Here is a 14,014-nt window from a genome sequence, read left to right as displayed (position 1 = left end):
AATCTAAAAGTCTAAAATCTTATCTTCACCAAATGCAGCTCCACATCAAAAACATGGTTTGCGACCGTTGCATCATGGTCGTCGAAAGCACCTTCAAGACACAAGGACTTTCGGTGATTTCCGTCGATTTGGGACAGGTCGAAATCGCGGAAGAACTTTCAGATGCTCGAAAAAAGAGCCTTGATGACGCGCTTCGCGAGTTCGGTTTTGAATTGATCGACGACAGGAAAACGCAGACCGTCGAAAAAATCAAGAACCTTATCCTGGAATTGGTCCATCAAAGAGACAACGACTTAAAAATCAATCTCTCCGATTATCTCGTTTCCAAAATGAACCAGGATTACAGTTCGATGAGCAATCTGTTTTCCCAACATACCTCCGTCACGATCGAGCAATTCTATATTCTGCAAAAGATCGAACGCGTAAAGGAATTGCTGCAAGACGGTCAGTCCAATCTAAATGAGATTGCCGAACATCTCAATTACAGTAGCGCTTCGCACCTGACACGTCAGTTCAAGAAAGTGACGGGCCTCACGCCTACTGAGTTCAGGAATTCACACCCGGCTTTGCGCACGCCGCTCAATCGCCTATAATTGGTCAGAAAATTTCGAGAATTGTGCAAGCTGTGATCGGTAAAGGTGTCGGAACTTTATCAAAAAGAAATAATCATGACACATACCTATCAAATAACCGGAATGACGTGCGAAGGCTGTGAATTCAAAGTCAAGAGCCGATTGCTTTCGGTGTCCGGGATTACCTCGGCCGAGGTTTCTAAAGACACGCACACCGCAACGCTCTCAATGGACAAGCACGTTGGGATTTCGACGTTGCAAGAAGCGCTCGGAAATGACGGAAAGTACACGATTTCTGCCTCAAACCACAACGAAACTGCCGAAACGGCAAAAAGTTGGGTCGCGACTTACAAACCTATTTTGGTCATTTTCGCATACATCACCGGGATTTCGTTTTTAGCACAATACGATTCAACTTTCGATTGGATGCGTTTCATGCGTCACTTTATGTCCGGATTCTTCCTCACGTTCTCGTTCTTCAAAATGCTCGACTTGAAAGGATTTGCCGAAAGTTATGTGATGTACGACGTCATCGCGCGCAAAATCCCGGTTTGGGCGTTTGCTTATGCGTTTATCGAGTTGGGATTGGGGTTGGCGAACCTTGTCGATTTCAATCCGGTGGTGACGAATTTGGCGACATTTATCGTAATGACAATCAGTATCATCGGAGTTTTGCAAAGCGTGCTCAACAAACGCAAGATCCAATGTGCGTGCCTCGGTGCGGTGTTCAATTTGCCGATGAGCACGGTCACGATAATTGAGGATGCGCTAATGATCGTAATGAGTGGTGCGATGCTTTGGCTGCTGGTCTAATCGGGTTAAACCTCAAAGGTTTTGAAAACCTTTGAGGTTTCTAAAAACACTGCCATCCGAACGCCCAAAAAATTTGACCTATCTTTGGCGAAAATTTTGACCATGGCCTTCGAGCAGTTCAGCCTTCCGAAATCACTCCAAAAAGCCGTAGACGAGCTCGGTTTCGACCAACCGACTCCGATACAGGAAAAAGCGTTTCCGGTCATCATGTCGGGACGCGATATGATGGGAATCGCACAAACCGGAACCGGAAAAACGTTCGCGTATCTGTTGCCGTTATTCAAATTGTATAAATTCACGCATACCGAAACGCCTAAAATCGTGGTGTTGGTTCCCACACGCGAATTGGTCGTGCAGGTCGTCGAAGAAGTCGAAAAACTTACCAAATACATGTCGGTACGCGTTTTGGGAATTTACGGAGGCGTGAACATCAATACCCAAAAAACATCGGTTTACCAAGGAATAGACGTACTTGTCGGAACGCCTGGCCGCGTCATGGATTTGGCATTGGACAACGTGATCCGTTTCGATGAGACGCAAAAACTCGTGATCGACGAATTCGACGAAATGCTCAATTTGGGTTTCCGTCCGCAATTGACTTCGATTTTGGCGATGATGAAACCCAAACGCCAGAACATCCTTTTCTCGGCCACGATGACCGACGATGTAGATGCCGTACTCAACGATTACTTCGATTTCCCCGAAGAAGTCACACTTGCACCGTCGGGAACGCCATTGGAAAAAATCGAACAATTGTCGTATTCGGTTCCGAATTTCAACACGAAAGTCAACCTGCTCAAGCATTTGCTGCAAACCGACGAAAGCTTGGAGCGCGTGCTCGTTTTTGTGAACAACAAGAAAATCGCCGACATGCTTTTCGATAAGATCGACGAGGATTTCGCCGGACAATTCGGAATCATCCACTCGAACAAATCCCAGAACTATCGTTTGCATACGATGGCCGATTTCCAGGACGGACATCTGCGAGGCCTTATCACTACAGACATCATGGCGCGCGGATTGGACATTCGCGACATTACGCACGTGATCAATTTCGAGATGCCCGAATTGCCCGAACAATACATGCACCGAATCGGACGTACAGGTCGTGCCGAGGCGAGCGGTATCGCGATCTCTATGGTCGCACCTCGCGAGGAAGACATCAAGATCGAGGCCGAAATGCTCATGGACAAAGAGATCGACATTTTGGAATTGCCTACAGAAGTCGAAATTTCTACCCAATTGATCGGACCTGAAAAGGACAAGGAGAAAATCAAGTTCCTCACCAAAAAACCGAAACTCGAAGGAGGCGCGGCTTTTCACGACAAATCGGACAAGAACAAGAAAATTAACCTCGGCGGACCCGGAAAGACCAAGAAAAAGACAGGCTCGGTAAACCGTGGTTTGTTGCGTTCGCAGGCCGCAAAAAAGAAGAAAAAGTAAGTTTTTAAATCCTTAAGGCTTATTCGAATCCGCTTCGAATTTCAACAGTTCGAGATACGGATCTCCTTCCAATCCCAATAGTTGCGCAAAAGCAGGTTCGGTTTTGAGGCCGTTTCGCTTCAATTCTACGATTTTGTTTTTGAAGTCGTTTCCGTTGCGTTCGAGAATCCTGTGTTCGATAACCATGTGGCGATATCCCATTTGCTCGTGAACCGGAATCGTTTGGCCGAAAATCTCGAACTCATAACCCGAAAAAGAAAAAGTACACAACACGGTTTCAAGATTCCCGATTTCCAATTCTTTTATTTGGAATCCTTCATAAGTCGCAAATTCCTCGTTCAATTTCCGTAAGAAAGCCGCTTTTCCCTTGAAATGACAGGCAATGTCGAGATCGCTCGAATCAATCGCGATATCGATCGGAAAAGTTCCTACCAATATAGGATTGAAATCGCGCAAACGCTCAAGGCCACGGCTTTCGACCAACACATCATATGTTTCGGATTGTTGCCGACCTCCGTTTTTGAGATAGCCGATATCGGAAAAATCCATTAGTTCACTTCATCGAAAACCAGGCAAACCGGCGAGCACATTTCGATTTTTTTGCCCGTCTTGGTAAGCAATCCCGTAGTCGCATCGCGTTCAAAAACCGTGATGTTGTTCGTGTATTGATGTGCGATGAGTACAAATTTTCCGTCGGGACTCAAAGCGAAATCGCGTGGGCCTTTTCCTCCGGTAGCGACCGTAGATTTGTGCGTAAGCCTTCCGTTTGCACCAATCTCGAAAACCGAAATGGTATTGGCATCTCCTCTATTGGTCGCATACAGGAACTTTCCATCTGAAGAAATTTTGATAGCCGCACCGCTTACATCGCCTTTAAAATCAGGTTGGACGATAGTGGTTTCCTGGATGCGTTTGAGTTTGCCGTCGTTGTAGTTGAAGACGCTGATCGTGCCGTCGAGTTCCTGCAAAAGATAAACTTGCTTGCCGTTCGGACTGAAAGTCAGGTGTCGCGGTCCGCTCGAAGTTTTGATAGGGATCGTGTCCTGGAATTCGAGCACCTGTTTTTCCGAATCGGGGTAATAGCGATACACGTAAATGCGGTCTGTTCCCAAATCATTTGAAAGCACGAACTTCTTGTCGGGTGAAAAATGCACCATGTGTACGTGCGGGCTTTCCTGTCGTTTCGCGTTCGCGCTATGGCCTTCGTGTTTGATGACCTGGACGGCTTCGGTAATTGCGCCGTTATTTTTCTTTTTGAACACCGAAATCGTACCGCCCGAATAATTCGCGACCAAAACGTTCTTATCGTCATTGACGATATGGCAAGGATCAGCACCTTGAGAATCGACGCTGTTCACATACAATATATCGCCCGATTTTTGGCTGTAGTTCAAAGCCGAAACCGAACTTTTCTTACCGTCTTCGTTTACGGCATAAATGAATTTCTTGTCGGGCGAAACACTCAGAAAACTGGGACTGACCAGTTTGCCTGTGGAAGATTTCTGTTTGATGTCGGCAGTTTCGGGATTGAAATCGAACACGTAAATGCCTTTACTGTCGCACGAATTCGTGTAGGTTCCGACGAGAAGGTTGTATTTTTTTTGGGCTTGAGCGGTCATTACGGACAAAGCCACGGTCAAAAGGAAGATTTTTTTCATGGATAGAGGTTGAAATCCAAAGTTAGGGAAAGTTCGGGTTTGTTTGATAAGGGGCAAGACCTGAAAAAATCACAAGCTCATTACAGAAAATCTGCCGAAAAACTTAAAATCCAATTATCGATTCGCTTTGTCGATTACGAACCAAAAATCCGTATTTTTGACACCTAAAAAGCGGAATGCAGTTCAGACACCCGGAAATCCTTTACTTCCTTTTCCTCCTGGTAATCCCGATCATCGTCCATTTATTCCAACTGCGCCGTTTCAAGAAAGAATATTTCACCAACGTAAAATTCCTCAAAGAGCTTTCGATCCAGACGCGCAAGAGCTCGCGCATCAAGAAATGGCTGCTTCTGGCCACGAGATTGTTGCTTCTGGCCTGTGTGATCATCGCGTTCGCCCAACCGTTTTTCAAGGCGAAAGACAGCAACAGCGCGGCCAACGAGATGTACATCATCCTCGACAACTCGTTTTCGATGCAGGCCAAAGGACAAAAAGGCGAATTGTTGAGACGCGCGGTCGAAGACCTTCTCGAACACACTCCGGACGGCCGCAATTTTTCGTTGGTCACCAATACCGAAAGTTTCTGGAATACCGACATCAAATCGATACAAAAAGAACTCCAGAATTTAAAATACAGTGCGACCCCATTCCAACTCGACAACTTGATCGCGAAGGTAAACGCGCGTAAATCGGCATTCAGCAAGGACATCATCGTGATTACCGATGCGGCCGGGCTCGAACAAAAACAGCTCAAAGGAATCGACAAGGAATCGAATACGTACTTCATCGTTCCTGAATCGGAACAGAAGAACAACGTCGCGGTCGACAGTGTTTCCCTAAACCAGACGATGGATAATTTTTACGAAATCTCGGTGAAATTGTCGGCTTTCGGAGACGAAAACAAAGAAGTTCCGATCGCGTTGTACAACGACGGAAAACTCATCGCCAAAACGGTTTCCAAAATGGACGCCAAACAAAAAACGATGAATTTCACGATCCCGAAAGCCGATTTCAACGGATTCGTGCAGATTACCGACAACGGATTGGCGTACGACAACGAACTGTATTTCAGCCTTTCGAAACCCGAAAAAACGAATGTGATTTCAATCGGGGATGCGGCGAAAAGCGGTTTCCTTTCCAGAATCTATACGCAACAAGAATTCAATTTCGCGAATTTTCCTTTGCAGTCGCTCGATTACAACCAAATCGACAAACAGGATGTGATCATCCTCAACGAACTCAAGGAAATCCCGCAGGCGTTGCTCACTACTTTGAAAGCGTTTTCCGAAAAAGGCGGCAATATCGTGTTGATTCCGTCCGAAGAAAGTTCGGTTTCAAACTTGAACGCCTTCGCTTCGAATTTTGGCGGATTCCAGTTCCGAAATCTGGTTTCCGATGAAAAACTCGTAACCAAAATCGCGTTCTCGCATCCGTTGTACGCCGGGGTTTTCGAAAAGAAAATCGAGAATTTCCAATATCCTAAAACGGCGAAATCGTTCGCAATTTCAAGTGCGTCCGCTCCTATTTTGAGTTATGAAGACCAGAGCTCGTTTTTGACTTCGGTCGGGAATTCGGTCGCTTCGGTTTACGTTTTCGCGGGTCCGATTTCAGTCTCGAATTCGAATTTTCAGAACTCACCTTTGATTGTCCCGACGTTCTACAACATGGCACAAAACGCCCAAAAGACGGGCATCATTTCATTGACCATAGGAAACGGGCTGCCTTTCGTGATGGACGCGAACCTCGCAAAGGACGAAATCGTCGAAGTCAAGGGACGTGACGAAAAATTCATTCCCGTGCAACAAATCCTCAACAACAAAGTCAAGATGACGTTCAACGATTTGCCTCAGGAAGCTGGAAATTACGGGGTTTTCAGCAAGGAACGCCTGTTGCGCCACATCGGGTTCAATTACGACAGGACCGAAAGCGACCTCAGGTCGAACGCCGATTTGCTTTCTGATTATAAAACCATCGATTCGGTAGAAACCGTTTTCGATACGTTGCAGGCCGACCGAACCAATACCGACATTTGGAAATGGTTCGTGATCCTCGCGCTTATTTTCCTCACAACCGAACTACTGATCCAAAAATTCGTAAAATGAACCTGATTATCCGACAAGCCAAAATCGTCGATGCCAAAAGCAAGTTTCACAACGAGACCGTCGATATTTTGATTGAAGACGGCACGATTTCCAAAATCGGGAAAAGCCTTAAGAATCCAGATAAAATCGAAGAATTGAAACTCGACAACCTGTGTGTTTCCGAAGGTTGGTTCGATTCTAGCGTGTCGTTCGGCGAACCGGGTTACGAAGATCGGGAAACGATAAACAACGGACTTTCGGTCGCGGCGAAAAGCGGATTTACGGCCGTGGCTTTGCAACCTAACTCGAATCCGATCATCGACAATCAGGCGCTTGTCAATCTGGTGAAGACGAAAGCTTCCGGAAATGCGGTCGATCTGTATCCGATCGGTGCGTTGACGATGAAATCGGAAGGCAATGACCTGGCCGAACTTCTCGACATGAAAAACTCCGGTGCGGTGGCGTTCGGCGATTACGGAAAAAATATGGAAAGCGCCAATTTGCTGAAACTCGCGCTCCAATATGCCCAGGATATCGACGCGCTCGTGATCGCGTTTGCGCAGGATTCGAGCCTTAAGGGCAAAGGAATCGCCAATGAAGGCATCAACGCGACCAAACTCGGACTCAAAGGAATCCCGAATCTGGCCGAGGAACTGATGGTCGCCAGAAACCTGTATTTGTTGGAATACGCAGGCGGAAAACTGCACATCCCGACGGTTTCTACGCCAAAATCGATACAACTCATAAAAGAAGCCAAAGCGAAAGGTTTGAACGTGACGTGTTCGGTTTCGGTACATCATCTGACCTTGACCGACGATAAACTCAACGGATTCGATACACGCGTAAAAGTTTCTCCGCCATTGCGGACGGAATCCGACAGGAAAGCCCTTGTGAAAGCGGTCAAAGACGGAATTGTCGACATGATCACGTCCGATCACAATCCGATCGACATCGAACACAAAAAAATGGAATTCGACTTGGCGAAAGACGGCACGATCGGTTTGGAAACGGCATTCGGCGCACTTTTGAACGTTCTTCCGATAGAAATCATCGTTGATAAACTCACATCAGGGAAATCGGTTTTCGGATTGGAATCGACCGGAATTTCTGAAGGCTCGAAAGCAAACCTGACGTTTTTTACGACCGAAGGCACATCCGTTTTCACGAAGGAAAATATTCTGTCGAAATCCAAAAACTCGGCGTTCCTCGGCGAAAAACATAAAGGAAAAGTGTACGGGATTTTCAACAACGGCCAACTGATCGTATCATGAACGAAATCGTAGAAAAAGGCAAAACGGCCGCCATTACGAGTTATATTTTACTGATTGGCGCCTTGATCGCATTGTCGATGAATGCCGAAGAAAAAAATCCGTTCGCGGCTTTCCACATCAGGCAATCACTGGGGCTGTCGCTGCTTTTCATCTCGCTCGGGCTTCTCGTGAGTCCGTTCGACAACTGGATGATCACGGCGCCCATGTACTTTTTCGTCGCCATTCTTTGGACATACGGTCTTGTCACGGCTTTGAAAGGTGAAATGATTCCCGTTCCCATTTTCGGCAAATTCTTCCAAAAATTCCTACGCAAATTCTGATGGAAAATTCGATTTATTATTTGGTTCGCGAACCCAAAACCAAACGCGAAAAGAATCCGCTTTTATTGTTGTTGCACGGTTACGGCAGCAATGAGGAAGATTTGTTTTCGTTCGCTTCGGAATTGCCTGACGAATATTACGTGATTTCGGCGCGTGCCCCATATTCTTTGGGTTACGGATCTTCGTATGCGTGGTATGCGATCGATTTTACGGCCGACGAAAAGCGTTTTTCAGACCTGAACCAAGCCAGAAATTCTCGCGAAATCGTTTCGGCTTTGATCGATCAACTCGTTTCGGAATACCCGATCGACAAAAACGAAGTCACGCTTGTGGGTTTCAGCCAGGGCGCGATCCTGAGCTACGCGGTTTCTTTGTCATATCCTCAAAAAGTCAAACAGGTTGCGGCGATGAGCGGTTATCTGAACCCCGAAATTATGGTAGACGGTTTCGAGAAAAACGACTTCGGAAAATTGCGTTTCTATATTTCCCACGGTTCTGTAGATCAGGTCGTTCCTGTTGATTGGGCGCGAAAGTCGAAACCGTTTCTCGATGGAATCGGAATCGAATCGATTTACAAAGAATATCCCGTCGGACACGGCGTCGCACCCCAAAATTTCTTCGATTTCAGGAATTGGCTTCTCGAAAAATAATCGAATTATTCTTCCGAAGATGACTGTTGCGGCTGGTACAATTGCGAATCGATGCGCTCGAACGTGAACTTGTTGTCGCCTTCGATGAAGTATTTGATAAGCACTTCTCCCCATGTCTTCCCGTCGCTGAAATCGGCGATGATCCAACGGTGGTTGAGCACTTTTACCTTGTTGATGATGAATTTCGAATCGCTTAGTTGTTCATAAGGCACCAACGAATTTCCTTTTGCGTTCTGGTTCATGTCCATGATGGTGTTCGACACGTCGGCGATGAGTTTGTTGTACTCGTAATTCCCAAGGTATTCCTGCGCATTTTCATTGTGTGCGAGCGAAAAATACGACTCATCGACCAATTTATTGTACAACACCAAAGTACTGTCGTTGGCTTTTTTGAGCTTCGAGGTAAGCATTTGCTGGTCAGACTCCGATTTTTTGCTGAAATAGGCATAGGTGAACACGTTCATGATCGCGGCCAAAACGAACAGATAAAGGAAAAGTGATTTTTTCATTTCAAATAGTGATTTCGAGGTTATCGTAAGCCAGGAAGACGTTCGGCGGGAGTTTGCGCTCCACTTCGGCATGGAATCCCATCATATGGCTGATGTGCGTAAGATAGGCTCTTTCCGGGCGCACCAAATTTATGAAATCGATGGCTTCCTGCAAATTGAAATGGCTCTCGTGCGGCTCTTCACGCAACGCATTGACAACTAACACCTTGAGCCCTTTTAGCTTTTCGACTTCCTCTTCAAAAATGATCTTTACATCGGTCAGGTAAGCGAAATCGTCTACGCGGAAACCGAAAACCTGCAGCTTGGCATGCCATACTTCTATCGGAATCGCCTTCTTGTCGCCGATCGCGAAAGGTTCGTTATTGCGGATCTCGTTGACTTTTACCGATGGCGCTCCCGGATAACGGTCCACTTTCTCGAAAATATAATCGAAACGCTTCTCAAGATTGCGCAACACGCGTTCATGGGCAAAAATCGGCATATCGCCCTGCATGAAATTGAACGGTCGTATATCGTCGAGACCTGCGGTATGATCGGCGTGTTCGTGCGTGAAAAGGATGCCGTCGAGACGTTCGCATCCGCTTGTTAGCATTTGTTGGCGGAAATCGGGGCCGCAGTCAATTACGTAAGAATGTCCTTGCCAATACATCCAAACGGAAACGCGCAATCTCTTGTCTCTCGGATCGGTACTTTTAGAAACCGGATGGTTGCTGCCGATAACCGGAATGCCTTGTGAAGTGCCTGTTCCTAAAAAGCGGATTTTCATGTATTGGAATGGATTTTGATTCGTCGAAACATACGCAGCACACCTTTTTCGCGTTTCAAAACAACAAACGCAACCAGGTTAACTTTATACAAAAATAAGATTAATGGATTTCATTTCGTTGCGTTTTTAATTAACTTTGCAACGAATTTCAACGATTATGCTAAGAGATGACGGTTTCACCTTGAAAGGTGACAAGGCGATAGAACAGATTCCTTCGATCAAGGACAAAGCGCTTCGCATCAACCTCAACGAGAATATTTACGGTACTTTCGCCGAAATCGGTGCCGGACAGGAAACCGTTCGTCACTTTTTCCGTTCCGGCGGTTCTTCGGGAACGATCGCAAAGGCCATGTCTGCTTACGACAAGGACTTTTCGGACGCTATTTACGGTGCCGAACTCGATGGCCGATACGTGACCGAAAGCCGTCTCAAAAAAATGCTTTCGCACGAAGTCATGTTGATCGAGAAGCGTTTGAGCCGTGAAAAACATCCAAGTAAACTTTTCTTTTCGTATGCGAATACGGTCGCCACGATCGATTTCGCGAAGCAGTTCAAAGGCCACGGTTGGGTCGGGATCAAATACCAGATCGAGCCGGACGAAGATTATAACGAGATCATCATCCACATCCGATTCAAGGAAACCGATGCGCGTTTGCAACAGGAAACACTTGGTATTCTTGGTGTGAACCTGATTTACGGTGCATTCTACAAGCATAACGACCCGAAGAAATTGTTGCGTTACCTGTACGACCATTTGGACAAAGACCAATTGGAAATCGATACGATCAACTTCTCCGGACCGCGTTTCGCCGATGTCGACAACCGTTTGATGTCGCTGCAACTCGTCAAAAACGGCATGACCGACGCGGTGATGTTTGACCCTGAAGGCAACAACATCTTGCCGGCTGCGGTACTTTACAAGAAAAATATCCTTGCGCTTCGCGGAAGTTTCCGTCCGGTAACGGTCGTGAATATGGACATGTACGAGAAATCGCTTAAGATGTTCCTCGAAGAAAACAAGGTCAACAAAGACAATACGCTCGTTATTTTCGAGATTACGCTTTCGAATTTGCGTTCGGATGGTGAGATCGACGAGCGCGACTTCATGGACCGAGCCGAGTTGCTTTGTTCGCTCGGACAAACGGTAATGATCTCGAACTTCCAGGAGTATTACAAAGTGGTCGAGTATTTCTCGAACTATACCAAAGCGCGCATGGGATTGGCCATGGGCGTGAACAACCTCGTAGACATCTTCGACGAAAAATACTACCGTCATTTGAGCGGCGGAATCCTCGAAGCGTTCGGGAAATTGTTCTACCGAGATTTGAAAGTGTTCCTGTATCCGATGATCGGTGAAGACGGGGAATTGATCAATTCAGAAAACCTCAAGGTGCATCCGCGCATGAAAGAGCTTTACAAGTTCTTCAAATTCAACGGAAAAGTGATGGATATCGAAGATTTCGACCCGCACAACCTCGAAGTGTTCTCAAGAGCCGTCCTCAAGATGATCATGAACGGACAACCGGGATGGGAAGAAATGCTTCCGAAAGGTATTGCCGAATTAATCAAGGAGCATCATTTGTTCGGATACGACCCAAACAAGATTTTGGAAGAGACGAAATGATTTTATAGCTAAAGAATAAAAAAACGGGAACAAATTGATTCCCGTTTTTTTATATCTGAATCTTACTTAAGCAGCCAATATCTGAGCCGCGTGATCCTTAGTCTTGACTTTTTCGATCACTTTTTCGATCGTCCCTTTTTCATCGATCACGAAAGTCGTACGATGGATGCCGTCGAATTCGCGGCCCATAAACTTTTTTGGTCCCCAAACTCCGAAAGCATTGATGACGGCGTGATCCTCATCTGCCAATAACGGGAACGGAAGGTGGTGTTTGGCAATGAAATTCGCTTGTTTCTTTTTCGTATCGGCACTGACACCCAAAAGTTCGTATCCCTTGTTTTTCAGTTCGGAATAATTGTCGCGTAAATTGCAGGCTTCTATCGTACAACTAGGCGTATTGGCCGCCGGATAAAAGAAAACGATGAGTTTTTTGCCTTTGTAATCGGATAGTTTATGCGTGTTGCCATCTTGGTCAACGGCTATAAAATTCGGGGCTTTGTCGCCAACTTTAAGTGTCGTCATGTCGTGTTGATGTGGTCGGGGCGGATGCGAATCGCGTACCATTTTCCAAAGATGTGCCAAAATGCTGCGTATCATGTTGCGCCTTCGCCCTTTCGGTTTAAATTTGTCCAAAAGTAAGAAATGACCCAGAAAGAACGCGTCGATTTCGTGATTAAAACGCTAGAGGAATTATATCCCGAAGTGCCGATCCCGCTCGACCACAAAGATGCCTACACGCTCCTGATTGCCGTACTGCTTTCGGCCCAATGTACCGACGCCCGCGTAAATCAAATCACGCCATTATTGTTCGCAAAGGCCGACACGCCACAGGAAATGGTAAAATTGTCGGTAGAAGAAATACAGGAAATCATCCGTCCTTGCGGGCTTTCCCCTATGAAATCCAAAGGCATTTACGGGCTTTCGAAAATACTGCTCGAAAAGCACAACGGCCAGGTTCCCGATAATTTCGAAGATTTGGAAGAGCTGCCAGCGGTCGGACACAAAACGGCCAGTGTGGTCATGTCACAGGCATTCGGTTATCCGGCGTTTCCGGTCGATACGCACATACACAGGCTCATGCACCGATGGAACTTATCGAACGGCAAAAGCGTCGAGCAAACCGAAAAAGACGCCAAACGATTGTTCCGAAAAGAACTTTGGAACAAATTACATTTACAGATCATCTATTACGGAAGACAATATTCACCGGCGCGCGGCTGGGATCTTGAAAAAGACATCATAACCCGAACCGTCGGCAAAAAATCGCTTATAGACGACTATTATAAAAAGAAAGGATTCTGATAAAACAAAAATCCCACGACTTACGGGCCATGGGATTTTTATTTTTCAGTTAGCGATGCATTCAAAAATCATTGCGCCTTTTTTCTTGATAGTCAAGGCTTTTGAGTAATTCAATAAAAAATTGATGGTCTCTTTTTTAGGTAACATTTTCGAAGCGGCTAACGGTTTCGTAGTGTAAATTTTTGCCATATCAAATGCGTTTGTTACCCTTAAAACGCACGTGATTTCAAAATATTGTCAGTTCGTCAAAATTATTTGATGCTTGTCGATGACCTTGCGCAGGTTCATGAGCGCGTAACGCATGCGTCCTAATGCGGTGTTGATACTTACGCCGGTGATTTCAGAGATTTCCTTGAACGACAAATCCTGATAGATGCGCATTTCAAGCACTTCCTTTTGGTCTTTCGGAAGTTCGAGGATGAGTTTCTTCAGATCGTCTTCTACCTGAGTCGTGATCATTTGACCTTCTACATTCGGCGCATCGTCGCTCATGATAGAGAATATCGAAAATTCCTCAGTTTCGCGGAACATCGGCATTTTCTTGGTACGGCGAAAGTGATCGACGATCAGGTTGTGTGCGATACGCATCACCCATGGCAAAAACTTCCCTTCTTCGTTATACGAATTGGATTTTAACGTCTTGATGACTTTGATGAAAGTGTCCTGGAAAATATCGTCCGAAATATCCCTGTCGGTAACTTTCGAATAGATAAATCCGTAAATCTTGGATTGGTGCCTGCTGATAAGCGTAGCCAAGGCGTTTTCGTCACCTGCCACGTAATTCTTGACCAATAAAGCGTCGGGGATGTTAACAGTAGCCATAAAAATACCTTTTAGTTTTTGGTTGAACTCTTCTGAATCTCTAAAAGTATTTTTATGCGATAGGCGTACCTGTTAAATTAAAGTGAATGAATGACCAAATGTAAAACAATTATTTTCTAATGTGCAAATAAAAATTGAAAAATTAACATCGGCTACGCAATAATACCTCCATTTAACTTGATT

Annotated in this window: 16 protein-coding genes; 9 read left to right on the top strand and 7 right to left on the bottom strand. The window is 45.8% G+C overall.

The window, feature by feature from the left end; translation table 11 throughout:
- The first annotated feature begins 32 nt into the window (after positions 1-32).
- The 3 genes from HZF10_RS00375 (at position 33) to HZF10_RS00365 (ending at position 2,828) form a co-directional block, all read left to right on the top strand.
- Complete coding sequence (locus HZF10_RS00375; protein ID WP_176004179.1) at positions 33-593, top strand: helix-turn-helix domain-containing protein; 561 nt, start codon at positions 33-35, stop codon at positions 591-593.
- A gap of 75 nt (positions 594-668) precedes the next feature.
- Entirely contained in the window at positions 669-1,385 is a 717-nt protein-coding gene (locus HZF10_RS00370) for a heavy-metal-associated domain-containing protein (RefSeq protein WP_176004178.1), read from the top strand.
- 102 nt (positions 1,386-1,487) lie between these two features.
- Positions 1,488-2,828 (top strand): DEAD/DEAH box helicase, encoded by a 1,341-nt coding sequence (locus tag HZF10_RS00365; RefSeq protein ID WP_176004177.1) that lies wholly within the window; start codon positions 1,488-1,490, stop codon positions 2,826-2,828.
- A 12-nt stretch (positions 2,829-2,840) separates the two neighbouring features.
- Here HZF10_RS00365 and HZF10_RS00360 read toward each other — a convergent pair whose 3' ends face one another.
- Both HZF10_RS00360 and HZF10_RS00355 read right to left on the bottom strand, forming a co-directional pair.
- Positions 2,841-3,377: a DUF4269 domain-containing protein gene (locus HZF10_RS00360; protein WP_176004176.1), complete on the bottom strand. Its 537-nt coding sequence runs from the start codon at positions 3,375-3,377 to the stop codon at positions 2,841-2,843.
- A complete protein-coding gene (locus tag HZF10_RS00355) occupies positions 3,377-4,486 on the bottom strand; it encodes a lactonase family protein (protein WP_176004175.1) in 1,110 nt (369 codons plus the stop codon). The genes HZF10_RS00360 and HZF10_RS00355 overlap by 1 nt, the downstream gene beginning before the upstream one ends.
- A gap of 176 nt (positions 4,487-4,662) precedes the next feature.
- Here HZF10_RS00355 and HZF10_RS00350 point away from each other — a divergent pair, with 176 nt between their 5' ends.
- From HZF10_RS00350 to HZF10_RS00335, 4 genes are read left to right on the top strand one after another with little or no spacing between them, the layout of a single operon-like run.
- Positions 4,663-6,588: a vWA domain-containing protein gene (locus tag HZF10_RS00350; RefSeq protein WP_176004174.1), complete on the top strand. Its 1,926-nt coding sequence runs from the start codon at positions 4,663-4,665 to the stop codon at positions 6,586-6,588.
- Entirely contained in the window at positions 6,585-7,838 is a 1,254-nt protein-coding gene (locus tag HZF10_RS00345) for a dihydroorotase (RefSeq protein ID WP_176004173.1), read from the top strand. Before HZF10_RS00350 ends, HZF10_RS00345 begins: the two co-directional genes overlap by 4 nt.
- Positions 7,835-8,158: a DUF4870 domain-containing protein gene (locus HZF10_RS00340; RefSeq protein ID WP_176004172.1), complete on the top strand. Its 324-nt coding sequence runs from the start codon at positions 7,835-7,837 to the stop codon at positions 8,156-8,158. Before HZF10_RS00345 ends, HZF10_RS00340 begins: the two co-directional genes overlap by 4 nt.
- Positions 8,158-8,808, top strand: a complete 651-nt coding sequence (locus HZF10_RS00335; protein ID WP_176004171.1) for an alpha/beta hydrolase — start codon at positions 8,158-8,160, stop codon at positions 8,806-8,808. The genes HZF10_RS00340 and HZF10_RS00335 overlap by 1 nt, the downstream gene beginning before the upstream one ends.
- Before the next feature lie 5 nt (positions 8,809-8,813).
- Here HZF10_RS00335 and HZF10_RS00330 read toward each other — a convergent pair whose 3' ends face one another.
- The gene (locus tag HZF10_RS00330) at positions 8,814-9,317 is read right to left on the bottom strand and encodes a hypothetical protein (RefSeq protein ID WP_176004170.1); all 504 of its coding nucleotides are present in this window, start codon (positions 9,315-9,317) and stop codon (positions 8,814-8,816) included.
- Position 9,318: 1 nt separating this feature from the next.
- Entirely contained in the window at positions 9,319-10,083 is a 765-nt protein-coding gene (locus tag HZF10_RS00325; protein ID WP_176004169.1) for an MBL fold metallo-hydrolase, read from the bottom strand.
- Positions 10,084-10,240: 157 nt separating this feature from the next.
- Between HZF10_RS00325 and HZF10_RS00320 the strand changes: the two genes are divergently transcribed.
- Complete coding sequence (locus HZF10_RS00320; protein WP_176004168.1) at positions 10,241-11,707, top strand: TonB-dependent receptor; 1,467 nt, start codon at positions 10,241-10,243, stop codon at positions 11,705-11,707.
- 66 nt (positions 11,708-11,773) lie between these two features.
- Here HZF10_RS00320 and bcp read toward each other — a convergent pair whose 3' ends face one another.
- Positions 11,774-12,229, bottom strand: a complete 456-nt coding sequence (gene bcp, locus HZF10_RS00315) for a thioredoxin-dependent thiol peroxidase (protein ID WP_176004167.1) — start codon at positions 12,227-12,229, stop codon at positions 11,774-11,776.
- A gap of 120 nt (positions 12,230-12,349) precedes the next feature.
- Here bcp and HZF10_RS00310 point away from each other — a divergent pair, with 120 nt between their 5' ends.
- Positions 12,350-13,009: an endonuclease III domain-containing protein gene (locus HZF10_RS00310; protein WP_176004166.1), complete on the top strand. Its 660-nt coding sequence runs from the start codon at positions 12,350-12,352 to the stop codon at positions 13,007-13,009.
- A 45-nt stretch (positions 13,010-13,054) separates the two neighbouring features.
- On the opposite strand, the gene HZF10_RS00305 is transcribed toward HZF10_RS00310, so the two are convergent.
- Both HZF10_RS00305 and HZF10_RS00300 read right to left on the bottom strand, forming a co-directional pair.
- Positions 13,055-13,198, bottom strand: a complete 144-nt coding sequence (locus HZF10_RS00305; protein ID WP_176004165.1) for a hypothetical protein — start codon at positions 13,196-13,198, stop codon at positions 13,055-13,057.
- Between the two features lie 48 nt (positions 13,199-13,246).
- Complete coding sequence (locus HZF10_RS00300) at positions 13,247-13,831, bottom strand: RNA polymerase sigma factor (RefSeq protein WP_176004164.1); 585 nt, start codon at positions 13,829-13,831, stop codon at positions 13,247-13,249.
- Positions 13,832-14,014 lie beyond the last annotated feature (183 nt).

Source organism: Flavobacterium agri, assembly GCF_013401995.1.
GTDB lineage: Bacteria > Bacteroidota > Bacteroidia > Flavobacteriales > Flavobacteriaceae > Flavobacterium > Flavobacterium agri.
This window is presented reverse-complemented; position numbering and strand designations above follow the sequence as displayed.